The 19,133-nt window shown below is 60.6% G+C and carries 14 protein-coding genes; 5 read left to right on the top strand and 9 right to left on the bottom strand.

The annotated features are described in order from the left end of the window. The first annotated feature begins 49 nt into the window (after positions 1-49). Positions 50-499 (top strand): RrF2 family transcriptional regulator, encoded by a 450-nt coding sequence (locus V2B23_RS05470; protein ID WP_430949419.1) that lies wholly within the window; start codon positions 50-52, stop codon positions 497-499. Positions 500-530: 31 nt separating this feature from the next. Then, positions 531-1,724: a globin domain-containing protein gene (locus tag V2B23_RS05465; protein WP_430949418.1), complete on the top strand. Its 1,194-nt coding sequence runs from the start codon at positions 531-533 to the stop codon at positions 1,722-1,724. A 12-nt stretch (positions 1,725-1,736) separates the two neighbouring features. Here V2B23_RS05465 and V2B23_RS05460 read toward each other — a convergent pair whose 3' ends face one another. Both V2B23_RS05460 and V2B23_RS05455 read right to left on the bottom strand, forming a co-directional pair. Then, positions 1,737-3,509: a CocE/NonD family hydrolase gene (locus V2B23_RS05460; RefSeq protein WP_430949417.1), complete on the bottom strand. Its 1,773-nt coding sequence runs from the start codon at positions 3,507-3,509 to the stop codon at positions 1,737-1,739. Between the two features lie 135 nt (positions 3,510-3,644). Beyond that, the gene (locus V2B23_RS05455; protein WP_430949416.1) at positions 3,645-4,025 is read right to left on the bottom strand and encodes a cupredoxin domain-containing protein; all 381 of its coding nucleotides are present in this window, start codon (positions 4,023-4,025) and stop codon (positions 3,645-3,647) included. 88 nt (positions 4,026-4,113) lie between these two features. Between V2B23_RS05455 and V2B23_RS05450 the strand changes: the two genes are divergently transcribed. The 3 genes from V2B23_RS05450 (at position 4,114) to V2B23_RS05440 (ending at position 7,730) form a co-directional block, all read left to right on the top strand. Further along, the gene (locus tag V2B23_RS05450; protein WP_430949415.1) at positions 4,114-5,259 is read left to right on the top strand and encodes a cation:proton antiporter; all 1,146 of its coding nucleotides are present in this window, start codon (positions 4,114-4,116) and stop codon (positions 5,257-5,259) included. A 157-nt stretch (positions 5,260-5,416) separates the two neighbouring features. Then, positions 5,417-6,541, top strand: a complete 1,125-nt coding sequence (locus tag V2B23_RS05445) for a GGDEF domain-containing protein (RefSeq protein ID WP_430949414.1) — start codon at positions 5,417-5,419, stop codon at positions 6,539-6,541. A 64-nt stretch (positions 6,542-6,605) separates the two neighbouring features. Then, positions 6,606-7,730 carry a GGDEF domain-containing protein gene (locus tag V2B23_RS05440; RefSeq protein WP_430949413.1) on the top strand — a complete coding sequence of 375 codons (1,125 nt, stop codon included), beginning with the start codon at positions 6,606-6,608 and terminating at the stop codon, positions 7,728-7,730. Here the strand turns inward: V2B23_RS05440 and V2B23_RS05435 are convergent. From V2B23_RS05435 to V2B23_RS05405, 7 genes are all read right to left on the bottom strand, one after another. Beyond that, positions 7,717-10,044, bottom strand: coding sequence for a putative bifunctional diguanylate cyclase/phosphodiesterase (locus V2B23_RS05435; RefSeq protein WP_430949412.1), 2,328 nt, complete (start codon positions 10,042-10,044; stop codon positions 7,717-7,719). The genes V2B23_RS05440 and V2B23_RS05435 overlap by 14 nt on opposite strands. Positions 10,045-10,249: 205 nt before the next feature. After that, positions 10,250-11,884: an MFS transporter gene (locus tag V2B23_RS05430; protein ID WP_430949736.1), complete on the bottom strand. Its 1,635-nt coding sequence runs from the start codon at positions 11,882-11,884 to the stop codon at positions 10,250-10,252. Between the two features lie 29 nt (positions 11,885-11,913). Next, on the bottom strand, positions 11,914-13,071 hold the full coding sequence (locus tag V2B23_RS05425; protein WP_430949411.1) for a VWA domain-containing protein: 1,158 nt from the start codon (positions 13,069-13,071) through the stop codon (positions 11,914-11,916). Next, on the bottom strand, positions 13,068-15,251 hold the full coding sequence (locus V2B23_RS05420) for a DUF5682 family protein (RefSeq protein ID WP_430949735.1): 2,184 nt from the start codon (positions 15,249-15,251) through the stop codon (positions 13,068-13,070). Before V2B23_RS05420 ends, V2B23_RS05425 begins: the two co-directional genes overlap by 4 nt. An 8-nt stretch (positions 15,252-15,259) precedes the next feature. Further along, a complete protein-coding gene (locus V2B23_RS05415; RefSeq protein WP_430949410.1) occupies positions 15,260-16,360 on the bottom strand; it encodes an ATP-binding protein in 1,101 nt (366 codons plus the stop codon). Further along, positions 16,357-17,841 (bottom strand): DUF5691 domain-containing protein, encoded by a 1,485-nt coding sequence (locus tag V2B23_RS05410; RefSeq protein WP_430949409.1) that lies wholly within the window; start codon positions 17,839-17,841, stop codon positions 16,357-16,359. The genes V2B23_RS05415 and V2B23_RS05410 overlap by 4 nt, the downstream gene beginning before the upstream one ends. Next, the gene (locus V2B23_RS05405; protein ID WP_430949408.1) at positions 17,838-19,127 is read right to left on the bottom strand and encodes an SWIM zinc finger family protein; all 1,290 of its coding nucleotides are present in this window, start codon (positions 19,125-19,127) and stop codon (positions 17,838-17,840) included. The genes V2B23_RS05410 and V2B23_RS05405 overlap by 4 nt, the downstream gene beginning before the upstream one ends. Between the last annotated feature and the right edge of the window lie 6 nt (positions 19,128-19,133).

Here is a 19,133-nt window from a genome sequence, read left to right as displayed (position 1 = left end):
CCCCTCACATAAATACTCATCTCAGATGCGAATTATGTAGATTCAAGTCATGCAACTGACGCAGTTCACCGACCTGGGATTGCGCGTCGTCATGCGGCTAGCCGTACTCGACGCCGACGCTTCCCCCAGTACGCGGGTAATTGCCGAGCAACTCAACGTGTCGTACGCCCACGCAACCAAAGTGGTCACACGACTCGGTGAGCTGGGCATAGTCAACACCAAACGCGGGCGCGGTGGCGGACTCTCCATCACCGAACTGGGTCGGACCGCCACCATCGGCTGGCTCGCCAGACGCCTCGAAGGGCCCGGCGAGGTAGTCGACTGCGAAGGCGACAAACCGTGCCCCCTGCGCGGCGGTTGCCTCCTGCGGAGTGCACTGCACGACGCACAAGAGGCGTTCTTTACCTCACTCGACGGAGTCACGATCGAAGACGTGACGCGCCAACCGTCCAAAACTGTTCTGCTTCGCCTCACCACTCGGAGCGACGAAGCAGGCTGAACAACCGAATTTCGACCGAACGGAGCATCTCATGCTTTCCAGAGCGTCAACCGAGGTCATTCGCGCCACCCTTCCCGTGGTCGGTGCCGCCATCGGAGATATCACAACCCTGTTCTACCGCAAGATGTTCGAGGCCCGGCCCGAACTCGAACGCGATCTGTTCAACCGTGGCAATCAAAAGCAAGGTGAACAGCAGAAAGCCCTGGCCGGAGCGATCGCCGCCTTCGCGACACTCCAACTCGAACCCGACAGCGCGAAGGTCGATCTGATCCTTTCGCGTATTGCTCACAAGCACGCGTCGTTGGGAATCACCCCGGACCAGTACGCAATTGTGCACGAGCACCTCTTTGCCGCAATCGTCGAAATCCTCGGCGATGCAGTCACTCCCGAAGTTGCGAAGGCGTGGGACGAGGTTTACTGGCTGATGGCGGAAACGTTGATCACCATGGAACGTGGGCTCTATCAACTCGCCGGAATCGAACCCGGAGACGTATGGCGGACGGTTCGAATCACCGAACGGGTATTGCAGTCCGCCGATACCGTGTCGTTGACACTCACGTCACTCGACGGCAGCGTTCTCCCCACATTTGCTCCCGGACAGTATCTTTCAGTCGGCGTAGTTCTCCCCGACGGCGCTCGGCAGATTCGTCAATACAGCCTCTGTTCGGTACCGAGTAGCGCCGACTGGCGCATCAGCGTGAAGAGAATTTCGGGGACACCCGACGGTGAAGTGTCGAACTTCCTCTACAACAACGCGTTCGAAGGTTCCGAACTATCGGTAACCACACCGTTCGGCGATCTGATGATGCCGGACGACGATTCGCCACTCCTGCTCGCGTCTGCCGGAATCGGATGCACGCCGATGATCGGCATGCTCAATCATCTCGCAGATACCGGCGCGCAGCGCTCGGTGTCGGTGATTCACGCGGATCGCTCGATCGCTGATCACGCTCACCGCGCTGAACTCAGCGAGCTGGTCGACAAGATTCCGGCCGCAACATTGCACCGGTGGTACGAAGACCTCGGCTCGCTTGCACCCGTCGGCGCAGTTCACGAAGGACGCGCTGATCTGCGTGACATCGAACTCGAACCGAACACGCAGGCATTTCTCTGCGGCCCGATGCCGTTCATGCTGTCGATGCGCGAATCGTTGATAGCGCGCGATGTTCCGGCGCAGAATATCCACTACGAGGTGTTCGGGCCGGACAGCTGGGCAAATATCTGAAGTGCCGCCGTCTCAGCCCACCACCGGAAGCTGCAGCGGACCTGAGGCGTCGGCGAAGATTGTCACCGGCATCCCGGCAAGACCGCCCCGGAAGCTGATGTCTCCCCCTGTGATTGCCAGTTGCACAGCATGACCGGGTTCGAAACGATGAACGATCGCGGGCATGGTCACCGGCACCGGTTGCGACGGATCACTGATCCTGATGGGCGCGATCAGGCCATTGATCAACGTCGAGCTTCCGTCGGGCGCCACGTCGTACACCTTGGCAAACACTACCGGTTGGCCGGGCGCCGCAACCCGCAAGGTGACAGTCGGCGAACCTACGACATCCATCGTGTCGGTCATCGGAGCCGAGGTCCACAGGGCCTCGGTTCCGGGGATCTGCACATTCGGAATATTGCCTGCCGGAGAGATATTGAGCGGTTCGATGCCAGTCGGAAGCCCCGCCGGAGCGGTGACTATCGTGTTCGCGCCGGGTACCGGCGGCACACCGCCGGGCAACAGCGCGCCGTCTGCAGAAAGATGGAAGTTCCGGTTGCTGCCGACGTTCACGGTATTCGACGTCGCGTAGGCAGGCGCCGCATTTCCCTGGTAGTCGATCCAATTACGGAAGTAGGCAAATTCCGGTCCGGTGTCGGTGTTGTCATCGCGAAGATAGTGATCGAACCAGTCGAGGAATCGGCCTGTCTCGTACTGAGTTTCCGCGTCCGGAGCACTGAAGCTGAATTCGCCTGGCGCAGCAGCCAAGTGACTGTGTCCCCACGAATGCCAGATCATCTTCACATCCACACCACGGCTTTTCAGCGCTTCATAGGTGGCGCTCGCCTCGTTCAAATCGAACAACGTGTCCTGTTGCCCCTGCGCGAGCAACACCGGGATCTTGATCTGATCAATGTAGGACACGACCGACGACGCCAGCAGATCCGCGACTATCTTCGGACCCACTTCACCTGTAACCACCGCCTGCGCAATGGCATTGCACATGTACGGCACGTAGTTCGGGCAACCCTCGAGCCGCGCGGGGTCGGCGACATACCCGTCGACGCCAGGATTCGTGACCCCCAATCCGAACAGTAACGACGCGAACAGCACCTTGGACGCACCGGGTTCCACCGTCGACACGCCGGAGACGATGCCGGTACTGTTGGGTGCCAACGAATACGACAGATCGTTCCAGGTGATCATGGGAATGATCGTGTCGATTCGCGGATCGACACTGGCAGCGGCAAATTGAATACCCCCGCCGTACGATCCGCCCGACATGCCGACGCGCGGATCGTTGATCGACGACTCACCGTTGTGGTCCACGAAATCTTGCGCCACGACGTCCAGAGCCGGAAAAGGTTGCGTCAGACCAGGATCAGTGAAAGCAATTCCCTCTGCGCCGCCGAGGAAGCTGACCAACTGCGACGCGGCAATGCCGTCGTACGCAGGAGCGTCGAGAGTGATCTTGCAGGTGGTTCCGCCGAAGCCCAGGCCTGAATACGTCAGACCCACGTACCCGTTCTCGGCAAGAAATTGCACCATCGGTATCTGGTCTTTGTACGATCCGCCAAACCCATTGGTGGTCAGGATCGCCGGCGCTCGATTGCCGGCACTGACGCCGTCAGGGATGGTCAGCTCGCCGACAACCGTGCACTGCGTTGCCTGATCGGGGCCGACCTGAACCGAAAAGTACAGTAGCTGCGACGAATACGTACTGTCTGCGAGCGCGGGCGGCGCGAAGCCGAAGGCGCAAACCACTATCGTGACGATACCGATTACCAGTCTCCGGCGCACCCGCATACCGTACACCCGGAACTGTTTCCGGGCCGGTTATTCACGGCAAAACGGATCTCCCCAACCGAGCGAAAGTACCTTTCAGCGCATCGAAGGCGACCAAGATACCTTTCGCTCGGAGGGAGGGCCTATCACTTCCTCTCAATCCTCCACGGTCAAGGTCCCGTGCATGTCCGAGAAGTAGGTGCAGTGGAACGCGTATGTCCCCGGTTCCTCGGGCGCTGTCAGACGAGCGACTTCGTTCTCGTTGACAATGACATCGAATAACCCTGGCGTATCAGACGTAACGGAATGCTGGTTGTCATTGTTGTTGCGGACCGTGACAGTTTGACCCGGCATCACGGGGGCCGGTGTGGAGTATTCGAAGCCGTTGATCACAATTTCCGCTGCCTGTGCGTTTGCAGCTGTCACTCCCATCTCAGCAGAGTGACTGCCGTGGGAATCGGCGCTGGTGTCACTGCAACCGATCAAGGTAAATGTCGACAGGAACAGCGCCGCGATTGCGGCGACGATCCTTCTCATGGGTACCGCCTCCTGGTCGAATCCCCCCGTCATCCCCAATGCGATGATTACCCCTGCACTGAGGCACCAAACGGCGAGGAGGGCATCGGTGACGTTCGACGTACTCGCACTGGTTGCATTCGCCGGTCTCCTCGGGCCGCTACTGGCGGCGCGCGCAGGTTGGCATATCCCGGTCGTAGTTGGTGAGTTGGCGGCGGGTGTCGTTCTCGGGATCACCGGGTTCGGATGGCTCGACGCGACTGACCACACTTTCACGTTCATGGCCGACATCGGATTTGCATTGACGATGTTGGTTGCAGGGTCGCATGTGCCGGTTCGCGATCCTGCGGTTCGGTCGGCGATGGGTAAGGGCGCGGTACGCGCAGTTGTGGTGGGAGTTCTGGCCGCGGTCGCGGGATACGCGGTGGCATCGGTTTTCGATACCGGTCACGCCGCTCTGTACGCGGTGCTCATCGCGTCGTCGTCTGCAGCACTTATTCTTCCGATCGTAGATTCACTCGCGCTCGGCGGAACATCCGTTCTGCAAATGACGGCACAGATCGCCATCGCCGACACGGCATGCATCGTGGCGGTGCCGCTCGTAATCGATCCCGGGAACGCGGTGCGTGCGGGACTCGGTGCCTTTGCCGTCATCGCCGCTGCGGTCGTGCTCTATTTCGGGCTCCGGTCATTCCATCGCTCCGGATCGTGGCGACGGCTCCACAAGTTCTCGGAGAAGCGAAAGTTCGCTCTCGAATTGCGGATCAATCTCGTGATCTTGTTCTCCCTAGCGGCGCTGGCAACCAGTACTCACGTATCGGTCATGCTCGCAGGCTTTGCTTTCGGTTTGGTCCTTTCGGCGATCGGCGAGCCTCGACGCCTGGCGAAACAGCTCTTCGCCGTCACGGATGGCTTTTTTGCGCCGCTGTTCTTCGTGTGGCTCGGCGCTTCCATCAATCTTCGGGACCTTGTCAGCCATCCGTCGTCCATCTGGCTGGGTGTGTCTTTAGGCATGGCAACTCTCGTAGTTCATGCCGTGGTTCGGGTAATGGGTTTGCCTCTTCCGCTCGGCATCTTGTCTGCTGCGCAGCTCGGTGTTCCCGTTGCCGCGGTAACGGTGGGCTCGCAACTCGGCGTGCTCGGCGACGGTGAACCGGCAGCAATTCTGCTGGGCGCGATGATCACTGTCGGTGCCGCGACATTGGCCGGAGCAAGTGCGGCACGATCAAGTCGACTACTTACAGGGAAACCGTGAAAAACTCATTGCCGCGACCTATTTCGGTTCTCACCAAAACACGCACAAAGTCAGTTCTGCGAAGTATTGCGGTACTTGTCCCCCGCGACGCTCCGAAGAAATCAACCTGGCGAATGTTAGTTTTTCTTCGCTCGAATTCAATGCCAAAATAGGACACATGCGCACCCCTGTCCATCTACCAACAGGGGGTACCTCATGGAATTTGCTCGGTGATTGGTTCCATGAGGAGCACGACTACGAATGGATGAAACTCCACCGCTCCAGCCGCGCAATTCAGCCCCTCTGTCGCGCTTTGCTCGGCATCATCTCGATGATCTTCGGTCTTACCGCGCTCGTTAAACTCGTCGGACCCGACGCGCCGCCGACAACACTCGGGAAATACCTGGGGGCGATCGTGGTCGTCAGTTGTTTTGTCATCGCGGGCCTTTGGTTCACTCGTCCCTTTCCCGGACGGCGTGGGCTTATCGCCTTCGCAATTTTTGCCGACATCGGTCTGGCTGGGGCGGTTCTCATGGTGACTGATCGCGATTCAGCGACTTTCGGGTGTATCGCCTTTGCCGTGAGCGGCACCTACGCGACATTGTTCGTCAGCGCTAAATGGCTTCTGGGCCACGTCGCCTGGGCTACCGGCGTCAGCATCATCGTTTTTGTTCTCGCTTTCGGTGAGGGAACAGTCGACCACGGCACACTCCTCGCCCGAGCATTGGTCCTCTTTGCCGCAGTAACCCTTCTCCCGATCTTCTCGCATCTGACGTGGCGGATGATGTATCGAGATGCCCGCGAATCCGACCACGACCCCCTGACCGGTCTATTCAACCGTCGTGGACTCGACGCGGCGGTTACGGTTCTATTCGATCAGGCCCGCGATGACGAGTGGTGTCTCGCATTCATCGTTGTCGATATCGACAAGTTCAAGTTGGTCAACGATGTACACGGGCACCCCGCAGGTGATCGGGTAATCCAGAGAACAGCCAACCGGCTGAGCGCTCACCTGGGTCAGCGAGCCGTAATCGGTCGAGTCGGCGGTGAAGAGTATCTCGCTGTCATATCGGGGCCACCCGAGACGATTATTACCTTGACTGAGGGCATTGTTCCGGCAATCTCCGATTACCCGGACCCCATACGCACAACGGTGAGCGTCGGAGTGGCGATCATGCCGACCGAGTCGAAAGCATGGACGGGTGGTTCGTCAGCCATCTCGGTTGCGTCGAACGCCGCCGATTCGATGATGTACCAAGCGAAGGCTGCCGGTGGAAATAGCGTCCGAACCACCAATATCTGAGAGCAAACAGCGCTCAGAGAGTGATTGCCATGCCTTCCCATACTCGAATGCGAGAATGAACCACATGTCCAGTCCGGAACGCGTGCACTCGAGGAACACCTCGTGGCGCACGCTCAAGGAATGGTTCGACGAACCACACGACTACGAGTGGATAAGTAACCAACGATCAAGTCGCGCTATCGCGCCGATCTTCCGTGGCTTGCTCGGTGTAATGACTGCCATCCTCGGATCGGGCGCATTCTTCAAATTGATCGGACCCGATACACCGACAACCACTGCCGGCAAATTCCTGTCGGTCTGCATGGTCATCGGATCGCTTATCGTCATGACCTGTTGGTTCACGCTGCCATTTCCCGGCAGACGCGGACTGCTCGCATTCGGCATATTCGCCGACCTCGGAATCGCATCGGCAATTATTCTTGTCCCCGACCGCGACTCGGCGTTGTTCGGGTGCATCATCTTTGCGATAAGCGGTACCTTCGCAACGCTGTTCGTCAGTGCGAGATGGCTTATGGCGCACGTAATCTTTGCAACGTCGATCACGACGCTCATCCTCGTTCTCGCCTATCAACAAGGAACCGTCGACCCCACGACCATCGCGGCACGAGCCACCGTTCTACTGGGCGCCGTGACCGTCGTGCCGATTTTCTCGCATTTGACGTGGCGCACCCTCTACCGGGATGCCCGCGATTCCGATCGTGATCCATTGACCGGACTGTTCAACCGCCGCGGCCTCGAGGCTGCTGTCATCAATTTATTCGATTCGGCCCGGGTGCAGGAAAAATGCCTGGCATTCATAGTCGTCGACATCGACAAATTCAAAATGGTCAACGATCTTCACGGGCATTCCGAGGGCGACCAAGTGATCATTCGCACTGCCAACCGCCTGAAGACTCATATAGGAAATCAGGGCGTAGTAGGGCGGGTGGGTGGCGAAGAGTACCTGGCTGTCATTTCAGGATGTCACGAAGAAATTGGCACATTGATCGACGGCATTACTGCTGCAATTTCGGATCATTCCGATCTCGTCCCGACCACTGTGAGCGTCGGGGCAGTGATAATGCCGGCGGGGTCGAAAGCCTGGGCCGGTGGATCGTCCGCGATATCTGTGGCATCGAATGTCGCGGACTCGATGATGTATCAAGCGAAGGCCGCCGGAGGAAACGGTTTGCGGGTTACGGAAATCTGACGAACGGATGAATATGACGGCCTGATTCAGTCTTCGTTGCGGCAAAATATTCTTCCAAATTCGCCGCATCCAGAGGCTTGCTTATGTGAAAGCCCTGAACAAGCTGACAACCCGCGGCTTGAACACGTCGCAATTGCACTGCCGTCTCGACGCCTTCAGCCAACGACTTCATCCCTAGTGTTCCGGCCAGTTGAACTACCGATTGCACCACCGCCATCGGCTGGTCGGCACAATCGACAATAAACACACGGTCGATCTTGAGGACGTCGATGGGTAACCGCTGCAAAGTCACAAAAGACGAGTATCCGGTACCGAAATCATCCAGAGCTACGGTAACCCCGAGTTCGCGCAATCGGTGCAGATCTGCGACGGCCCGATCGTCGACAACTCCGGTTTCGGTAATTTCGACCTGCAACAAATGCGGTTCGAGTCCGGTGGATCTCAATACATCGACAACGGTGGCAAGAAAGCCCGTTGACACCAGCTGAACGGATGAGACGTTGACGGTGACCGCAATGCCGACGGGCCAATTCGCGGCAGCCGTACACGCAAGGGCCAACGCGCGCGCCCCGAGCGGAATGATCATCCCGGTTTCTTCAGCCACTCCGATGAACTGGCGTGGTCCGAGAAGACCTCGCACAGGATGGTTCCACCGAATCAATGCCTCGAACGCCACTACCTCACCGGTCACCGCGTCTACCTGGGGCTGGTAGTGAAGTTCGAATTGGTCGGCCGCGATTCCACGGGCGAGCTCCTGTTGCGCGGTGGCACGCTCCGATGCCCGCGCCCGTAGCGCCGGGGAGAATCGGCCAACCCGGTTACGTCCCGTCGACTTGGCCTCGTACAGGGCAAGATCAGCGAGCATGACCAACTCGTCGACGTCGGCGGAGTCATGTGGGTTTGTCGCGAAGCCGATGGTCGCGCGTACTTCGATCCGGTTGCCGTCGACAAAGAACGGATCGTGCAGGACGTCGAGATATCGTTCGAATCCGCCTCGCTCGCTCTGGCCGGCGGGCATACGGGCGATGAATCCGAACTCGTCACCACCCATGCGCGCGCACACATCCGAATCCGCTACGGCACACAGTCGCTCGGTGACCGCGAGCAACAACCCGTCTCCCACGGGATGTCCCAGTGTGTCGTTGACGGATTGGAAGTTGTCGAGGTCGAGGATCGCGACATGCACCTGGCCTTCGTCACGGTCCGCGATTGCCTGCTCCAGCGCTTGTCCGAATGCTCGCCGGTTGGGCAGTCCTGTCAGGGCATCAGTCTCCGCCTGCCGCAAAATATCCTGCCCGCGGACGTACCACTCGGTGATATCGGAACCGACACCGCGCCATCCGAGCATTGCACCGTCCTCGCGGATTCGGGGCTTTGCGGAGAGTGACCACCAGCGGCAAACGCCGTCGACTCGGACTGACACCACCAGATCACCGAAGGGCACCCGGCGTTCGAACTTGTCGACCAACAGATCAACTGCCTTCCGGCCCTCCGCACTGGAGGTAATGGCAAGTTGGTCGAGCATCTGATCGAAAGTCCTGTCCTGTAGCTCGCCAACCGCTAACCCCGTCACCTCCGCGAACCGGGGGGACGTGTGGGTGAAGCGTCCCGCAGCGTCGACTTCCCACAGCCAGTCGCGCGATCCACCTTCGAATCCGTCGAGCAACAAGGCCACTGTCTGACGTTCCGATTCGGCTTGCATCTCGGCGAGCCACCTCCGCTTGAATGACGCGGACAGATACAGCGCACCGATTGTGAGTGCAAACGTGTAGATCACCAGTTGAAGCATCAAGACCGGGAGATACGGCTTCGTGTGCGACAGAAAGATGATGAACAACCCGACACCATGGATATATATCCAGGTCAAACTAGCTGAGCGAAGGGTATAGAAATTGATGGTTCCGGCACCCATGAGACCGGCCATTGTCGCGATCAGGATCACGTCATCGGTTGCCGTCTCGGAAAACAGCAGCGCAAACAGAACGACGTCGAGGACTCCCAGAACTACAACCTCGAACATCAGACCGATGTAGTCCCGGCGAACAGATCGTTGCGCTCGCTTCTGACGCAAGGAGATCCACGCCTGAGTCGAGTTCAGGAAGACAAGAAGAATCGCCACAGCGCCGACCCAGCGAATCAGGTACTGCTCCGGAGGAATGACAAACACGAGCACCGAAGTGATGCCGGCCATGATGGCAAAGTTCGCCAACGGCGCGACCGCAACGGCCTCGTTTACCTGGCGCCGGAAGAAGTCGCTGTGCTCGGATTCCGGCAGTGCGGACCGGCGACCTGATTGTCGGACAGAACTCAACATTCAGGTGGCCTGAGACCGTGGCGGATCGCAGCCGGACGCTGGTGTCCGGGCATCGGTTCCTCCTTTGTCGCCATACCGATCGGATTGCCGGTTCAATGGAGTTTTCCAGACTTTTCGACTGTTTCTTCGCTCGACGTTAGCCGACTGCGAGTTTCCAGTTCGCGAAGATCGCTATTTCTCGACGTGCAGGACGCAAAAGCACATATCAGTCGGAGCTAGAAATTTCACTCTTTCGATCGTCGGACCCGACCGGTTGGCGCGGAATCCGACCGGTCGCGAACAGTGCCGCGACCGCAAGGAACGCCGCGACGGCAAATGCGACACGCAGAGCTTCGAGTCTGGCCTCGGAATTGACGTCGACGATCGCTGCGGAAGTCTGCTCGTCCAGGCCGGCCTGCGCCAAGGATTCTTGAAGTTGGGTGGTCGAGAGGAATGGAACACCGGACACCATATTCGTCGTGGCTTGTTGCTGCACCGATGCTGGAACAGCCGGATTGTCCTCGATCCCGGCAATTGCCGACGTTGTCAGTGTTGCGATGAGCACCGAACCGATCAACGCCGTTCCCAGCGACGCACCGAGGTTGGTGGCGGTGTTCTGTAATCCACCTACTTCTGCGCTCTTGTCGTCCGGCAGTGCCGACACCGTGACGGCTCCGAGTTGTGACGACAGCGCCCCCAAACCGAACCCCAGGAACAACATCGGAACCATCACGATCGCGGCATTTGCGCCCGGATCCATCCCGGCAACCAACAACAGGATGCCGACGATCATCGACAACAACCCGATGCGGACGACGCGACGGGGATTCGCCGTCGGCCGGAGCTTCGGAATTCCGATCGCGGCCAGTACCAGGGCCGCCGACAACGGCAGGATTCGCACCCCGGTCTCGAGTGCGCTCAGCTCGAGAACCACGGACAGGAATAGCGGTACTGCAAAAAACACTCCCGCTTGAACGAGAAATTGGGCAAAGAACATCGAAAGCCCGCCCGTAAGTTGCCGATTCCTCAGCATGTCCGGATCGACAAGTGGTTCCTTACCTACGCTGACCAACCACGCTTCCCAGCGGAGGAAACCGTAGACAACCAACATTCCACCGAGCAATAGCCACACGACCGGGGACATCCCCAGCATCTCTGGCCCTTGGGGTTTGGCCTGCAACCAACCCCACTCACTCGAACGCAGAACACCGAACACGATCATGCCGAGCCCAGCCACGGACAGGAGGGAACCCACACCGTCGAGGTGGCCCTTGGTGGGGGCAACATCGGCAACCTTTCGCAACACCAACAAGATCGCAACAACAAGGACAACCTCGCCGAGGAAGACATACCGCCACGACGCGAACGTCGTGACGGCGCCACCGATCAGTGGTCCGACGGCAACTGCCATCGCGCCGGCGGCGGCTACCAATCCGTATGCTGCCGGGCGTTTTTCCGCCGAAAAGTTCGATGCCACCAGCGCCACGATCGCGGGCATGATCAATGCCGCACCGATCCCCTCGAGGAGCGACCATCCGATCAGCAGTACGGCAAGATTGGGCGCGATCGCCGTCGTGAACGACCCGATCCCGTAGATGACGAGCCCCAACCCGAAGGCCCGTCGTCGGCCGATCATCGAACCGACCTTGCTGCCCGTGATCATCAAAGTCGCCATCACCAGGGTGTACAGCGTGATAGCGGTTTGGATGCCGGTAATGGTGGTCCCGATGTCGGCGGCCACAGTCGCCATCGAGACGTTCATGACCGAACTGTCGAGAGTCATCAAGAATTGGCCACATGCCAACACCGCGAGGACCAAACCAGAACCTGCTCGAGTTGCCGATGTCTGCGCATGGGTCATCGCGAGGGCATACCCGAACATGTGTTCTTTCAAGCAGGGCGATTTTTGTCTGCCCACGCACCTACGTCGCCACGCTCCAACGCCACCGCCAGTAACTCCGGGAACTTGTCCGGCGTACACGCAAATGCCGGAATCCCCAGCCCACCCAAAGCAGCGGCGTTGTCGTGATCGAAGGAGGGTGCACCGTCGTCGGAGAGCGCCAGCAAGACCACCACCTGCACGCCGGCCGCTTTCATCGCGGCCATTCGTCGAAGCATCTCGTTGCGAATTCCGCCCTCGTACAGATCGGAGATGAGCACGAACATCGACTCGGACGGCCGCGAAATCAACGACTGGCTGTAGGCGATAGCTCGGTTGATGTCGGTGCCGCCCCCCAACTGAGTTCCGAACAGCACGTCCACCGGATCCGCCAATTTCTCCGTCAGATCAACCACCGCGGTATCGAACACCACGAGCGACGTCTTCAATGCGCGCATCGACGCCAGGACTGCGCCGAATACCGAGGCGTAGACAACACTGGACGCCATCGAACCCGATTGGTCGATGGCCAGTACCACGTCGCGTTGTACGGCCGTGGATTTCCGTCCGTAGCCGATCAGTCGTTCCGGCACCACAGTGCGATACTCGGGCAGGTAATTCTTCAAGTTCGCCGCGATGGTGCGGTTCCAATCGATGTCTCGCAGCTTCGGATTGGACGTCCGGGCAGCACGATTGAGCGCTCCGGTCACCGCGGCTTTGGTCTTCTGAGCAATGCGCTCCTCCACTTCGCGCACGACCTTGCCCACCACCATCCGGGCGGTGGCCTTGCTGGCTTCCGGCATCACCTGGTTGAGGCTGAGCAAGGTCCCCACCAAATGCACATCAGGTTCGACGGCGTCGAGCAGTTCCGGTTCCAGCAGCAGGTGCGTCAGTCCGAGTCGTTCTATCGCGTCCTTCTGCATCACCTGAACCACGGTGCTGGGAAAGTAGGTACGGATATCGCCGAGCCACCGTGCAACTTTCGGCGCCGACGCACCCAACCCCGCTGAGCGCCGAGTTCCCTTCGTAGGTGTCGAACTGTCGTAGAGAGCGGCCAGCGCGGCATCCATCTGCGAGTCTCCCGGCAAGCCGAGTCCACCAGTCGACTCCTCCGCGGATTCACCCAGCATCAAGCGCCATCTCCGCAACCGCTGATCGTCTTCGCTCATGCGTTGACCCCCAAGATATCCGAAACGACAGCCATCGCTGCGCGGCCGCGTCTGGCATCGGTTTCGACTGCGGTCTCCGTGTCACGGCCACCGCGCACGGCCTGCCCGATCGCGCGCCGCTCCCCCGCCTCGAATGCACCGAACGTCCGGCGCAGCAACGGGAGGGTGTCGATGAAATCCTGCTCGCGCAGTCGTCCCACCCAACTGTCGATCAAGTCCAGTAGCGCTCGATCATGCACCAGGACCAGCCCACCACCGCCGAGAAAACCGTCGACCCACCCCGCTTTGTCGACTGGCGCGCTACCGACAGACAGTGCCCGTGACAACCGCTGCGCCGCATCGATTTCCGATATCGATCCGGCATCACGGAGCAATCGGACCATCCGACCCGTCAGGATTCCGTTGACGTCGTCACGGTCGATGAGACCCGAGACCACCTTCAGCCATCGCTCGATGGACTCCGGATGGTCGCGCATCAACACGGCCGCGTGCACCTTGTCAAGATGATCACGGAACTCTTCGGCACTCGCGTCGTCAAGTCCGGTGACCGCCACCGGCAGGCCGGTACAGATTCGAACCAACAGTCCGTCGGCAACCTCCGTCAGCGCAGATACGTCGGTACCGCGCACGTCACCGTAGCGCAGCGTCCGTGTGAGTATCGGCAACGCCGCCATCAGATGTGTCACGTCATGATCAAGAGCTGCAACAGTTTTGACACTCGTCAGCACCCTGGTGAGCGCGTCCGGAAGATCAGCGAGGAGGCACTGTTCCAAGAGTTCGATCAGCGCAGCGAGCGCAATGTCCGGCGCCTGCACTCGTGCCTCGATTTTGGCCGCAGCTCCGACCGATACCGTTGTTCCCCATAGCGATGCCTCGATCACCGACACCGCAAATTCCGGCTTCCATTGCAAAGCCCAGGTTTCCCGGAAGGTACCCGTCGAACGCACTTCGTCCTCCGCGGGCACTCCCCAGTCGATATCGAGGAGAGCCAACCTGTGCAGGAATCGTGAACGCTCGACGTCGATGTCGCGGCGCAAGTCCAGATCAAGGTTCTTTGCGCCGGCCTGCTGTTTGAGACGCAACGTTTTTGCCCGGGCCCGCAAATCTGCTTCCAGCGGAACCGTCGGAGTTTCTTCGGGTACTTCACCCAAAGATTCACCGACCACCAGTTTTCGGGTGATCAGATCGAGCAACACGTCGTTGCCGTCGCACATCACCGACCTTGTCGCCTCTGTCACTTCCGACAAGCCGGCAAGAGGCCGAGAGCGTATGACTGCCAGTGCTTCTGCCAGTCTCACCGCTTCGATGACGTGTGCACTCGAGATCGGCAGATCTTCTGTGCGGAGCACCCGGGCAACCTTGGTCAGCCAGCGGGTAACAGTCTTGTCCGGCGCTGTGAACAGGTGGTGATACCAACCCGGCGAGGTGATCCCCGCCCCGTACCCGGAGACGGACGCAAGCCGCGAATGCGTCCAGGGAACCCACGTCAACGACGTCTTGATCTTGGTCATTCCCTTGAGGATTCGAGCATCCACCGCAGCGGGACCGAGCGGGCCGACCAACGCAGGCGCATGCCATGCACCACAGACGACGGCCACTCGCTGCAGGCCGTCCTTGAGTGTTTTTCGCAGCACTTGACGCATGTACGCCTCGCGATGCGCCGTCTCCTCGTCGATCGGAACGGTCTCCCGAAGTGCGGCCATCGCGTCGGTGATCGCATCGAAGACATCCGAGCTACCCGTACCCGAGTCGGATTCGATGACGGAATCCCACCAGCGCTCGGTGTCGTCGTAACCTGCAGCCGCCGCCAACTCGGCCAGCGGGTCACCTTCACGCGTGCTCAGTTCACGCTGATCCGCCAACATGTTGTACGCGGGTAGGTCACAGAAGCGTGCCTGCACACCGTTTTTCGCGGCCCAGTCAAGTGCCTGCCACTCCGGCGAGAATACTGCAAACGGCCAAAATGCGGCCTTCGACGGTTCCCCTGTCGCATACGCCAGTAGGGCAACCGGTGGCGACATGGTTTCCGATGCCGCCAGCATTACCAGTGGATCCGCATCCGATGGACCTTCGATCAGGACAACTTCCGGAGCAAACTCCTCCAACCCACGCCGAACCGCACGCGCCGAACCTGGCCCGTGATGACGGATCCCGAAAACTCGGACCCTGCTGTCCTGCATGGCAAATGTCACCCGGTGACCTCGCGGCAGGCCCGGTAGAAGTCGGACCAGTCGCCTCGTTCACGCACCACGGCCTCGAGGTACTCGTTCCACACGACACTGTCCGCTACCGGGTCCTTGATCACCGTGCCGAGAATTCCGGCCGCGACGTCTGATGCGCGCAGGACACCGTCACCGAAGTGCGCGGACAACGCCAAGCCGTTGGTGACTACCGAAATCGCCTCTGCTGTTGACAGCGTCCCGGACGGGGACTTCAGCTTTGTCCGGCCATCTGCCGTGGTGCCGGACCGCAATTCGCGAAATACCGTGACGACTCGACGAATTTCCTCGGCCGCTGCCGGAACGAGTGGCAACTCCAGCGCCGCACCCAATTGTTCGACCCGCCGGGCCACGATGGCCACCTCGTCTTCCTCGCTGGCAGGCAGAGGCAGAACGACGGTATTGAAGCGTCGGCGCAACGCGGAGGACAGATCGTTGACACCACGGTCGCGGTCGTTGGCAGTGGCGATGAGGTTGAAGCCCTTGGCCGCCTGCACTTCCATACCCAATTCGGGTACGGGAAGCGTCTTCTCGGACAGAATCGTGATGAGCGCGTCCTGCACATCGGCCGGGATGCGCGTCAACTCCTCGACTCGGGCGATCTTCCCGGTTTCCATCGCGGTCATCACCGGCGAGGGCACCAACGCGCCGGCGGTAGGGCCTTCGGCGAGCAGACGCGCGTAGTTCCAGCCGTACCGGATCGCTTCTTCGGGTGTGCCGGACGTGCCCTGAACCAAGAGCGTCGACGCCCCCGAAATGGCGGCCGAAAGATGCTCGGACACCCAGGTTTTAGCGGTTCCCGGCACCCCGAGCAAGAGGAGTGCGCGGTCGGTGGCGAGGGTCGCGACAGCGACTTCCATCAGCCGACGCGGGCCCACGTACTTGGGGGAAATAACGGTACCGTCGTCGAGCGTCCCGCCCAGTAGGTAGGTGACCACCGCCCAGGGTGAGAGATTCCACGACGGTGGCCGCGGACGCGTGTCGGCTGCGGCCAGTGCAGCTAGTTCATGTGCGTATTCCTGCTCGGCGTGCGGACGCATCAGTGAGGTCGGATCAACAGTGGCACTCATGTGAGCTCCTCGAGCAGTGTCTTGCGGTGGACGATGGCGTTGGCGGTCTTGACAAAAGCTTGCTGCCAGTCGAGATCACGGGTACGTTCCGCAGCCCGGCCGAGCACAGTTACTGCGCTGTACGGGAAGCTGGCCTGTGCAAGACGCAGCGACTCGGAGTACTTGTAGCGCGAGAACTCCGCAGATCTGGCCCCGCCGTCTGCACGCCGGGCCGCGGCGCGTTCCCACTGCGCCACCACGGAAGCTGTAATGTCCTCCGGCCACGGGCGAGGCAGCGCCTGGAAGATCGCCGCCCGGTCCGGGTGCAGGATGTTCGCGTCACCGGTTCCCGACAGAAGGAGATCGGCCAGATCGCTCGGCGGGATCATCGGGAGAAGGCGCCTGTCGGTGGACAGACCACGCGTGCGGAAAATCGCCTGAGCCCACTCCGAGCTGTTTTGGAGTACAGCGGCTGTGGACCAGGCGTCGTGAAGGATCGGTTCCCAGGTTCGGTCGAGACTCAGGTTCAGCACCGCCGGCGGTTGACCGATTATGTTGTTCCACAAAGATAGTGGAGCTGCACTGATCGCCTGCCGTACGTACTCGGCACGGTAATCGGTGTGTGGGTTCGGTCGATCCTCGATCCCGTCGCGCTTCGCGGCCGCATCGATTTCTTCGGGTGCCTCGACCACAAGTCGCACACCAGGCTGTGTCCGTTCGATCCGCACCCATTCCTGGACGCGCCGAGCCATACGTTCACCGAAAGACGACTGCGGCAGTCGGGCGAGAACCGTCGCTGCTTCGCGCCTGACATCCTTGCGCCTGTCGTCGAGGGCGCGTTCGAGCAAAGGCACGTCATTGGCACTCAATCCGGTGACGAGAGCTGCGACAAACGCCGCTTTGTGTTCTCCCCGTTCCGTTTCCCAGGATTGCATCAGCTCTTCCGACGCCTTCGCCGGCTCGCTCCGGCGGGTATCGACCAACCACCGGAGACGTTCTGCCGGCGTACCGTGCCGCCACCCGTCGACGCCGCCGCCGTGACCACGAATCAGCATGGACCACTCGGGATTTCGGGCAGCCAGCCACTGCCCGCGCTCGCCGGCGATTCGCAGGATGTTCTCACGGTAGACCTCACCGGCTCGCGCGTAGGCCAGCAATTCCGCGACCAGATGATCCGGTGCCCGGAAGTTTCGCTCGAGCGCCAGCGCAAACCACTCGTCGAGTAGCGTCGCCTTGGCGGCCAGCATGGAAAGCAGATGCACAGAGGACGATTCGGGGAGAACCAGCCGCGGATCGTCCTCCGCAGGTGCAGACAGGTCGGCAGTGACGGAACCTGCTCCCCCTCCGCGGTAGGCCCTGGCCAGTGCTGCCGCCTCCAGCAGCACTACTGCCGGATCGCCGCCGAGTCGTGTGGCAGCCGAACGGACATCGACCGGAAGATCATCGAAACTCGGTGCTGTACGCGATGTTCCGAGCAGAGCCGCCGACATGAGAGTGCTCACAGCGCTATCACCTGGCCATTCACGAATACGGAGAATGCCTCGATGCACCGCGCATTCCACGTTCCGCAGACACTCACCGGATGCCCACCGGAAATTCCGAGGAGTGTCCACATCATGCGCGAATCACCTTCTGCGGGAAGCGCTGAACCGGACTGGTCCACCAGAAACCATAATCCGCCGACATACGACGGAGTCACATCCGTGACCACAACCGGCCATGACCGCAACCACGGATCAGCGCTGACAGCGTCGGTGTAGTGCTCCAGCGCCGCTGCAATGTTTCCCGGCGGCAGCGTCGTGAACGGCTCCGCGTCACCATGTGTTGTTCCGAGTCGTGCCCGCAGCGCCGCCGCACCGGGATAAAAGTGCAGGTCCGCGTCGACAACATGTCCGACAGGCGGCACGACACCCGAGAAGTTGGGGGAACCGTGCGAGAAGTCGAGCAAAATCGCCCAGCGTCCCGTAGCTCGCCCCAGGAGCCACGTGGTGCGGGTGAAGAGCCGCTTCTCCTCCGTGATGCGTGAACCCATCACCATCCAGTGTTCGCGAACAGTAGGCAGTGCCATCACACTATCGGTGGACACGGGGTATCCGACGTGCGCTCGCACCGAATCCCGAAGTGGGCCGGGAAGTTGGTCCATTCTCTGATGCGCAACAACAAGGAGATGTAGGCGCACGAGTTCACCCAACACCAGTTCGGGCCAGTTCTCCGCGCCGGCTACCGCCCCGGCCAGTGACCGGAGCGCGCCGGCAACCCCGGGGGCCTGCGCGTCGACCATGCGCGCGGCCACTCCGTCGAGCGCTTCCCAGGAGATATCCATGGATGCCAGGCCGCCACGTATCTGGTCGGTGATCCACAGGTCCAGTTCGACCAATCCGCTTGCCACTCGCTCGGCGCGTTTCTGGGCAGTGGCCGGATCGGCAACTGCCTTGGCGGCGGGTACCGGTTGCTGCGACGCCTTCTGCTCCCGCTGTGCCAACCACTCCGTAGCGAAGTCCGGCGGTTCCGATGCCACCGGGACGCATCCGGTCGACCATTCGAGAAGAAGGCCGAGCGCGTGCTTGCACGGGAACTTGCGGCTGGGGCACGAGCACTTGTAGGCCGGACCATTCAGATCGACTATCGCCTGGTAAGGCTTCGATCCACTGCCCTGGCACAGTCCCCAGAGCGCGTTCTCGATCTGCCCCGCCAGCGACCACGAACCGGCCAGTTTCTGCGCAGCTGCCAACGAGGAGGCGTCGGGAGCTACCGATGCCACCTGCCCGGCGGTCCACGGCGAAGTCACGAGAAC

Source organism: Rhodococcus sp. 24CO (assembly GCF_050586165.1).
Classification (GTDB): domain Bacteria; phylum Actinomycetota; class Actinomycetes; order Mycobacteriales; family Mycobacteriaceae; genus Rhodococcus_F.
Note: the sequence above shows the minus strand (reverse complement) of the source record. Positions and strands in the feature narration are given on the sequence as shown.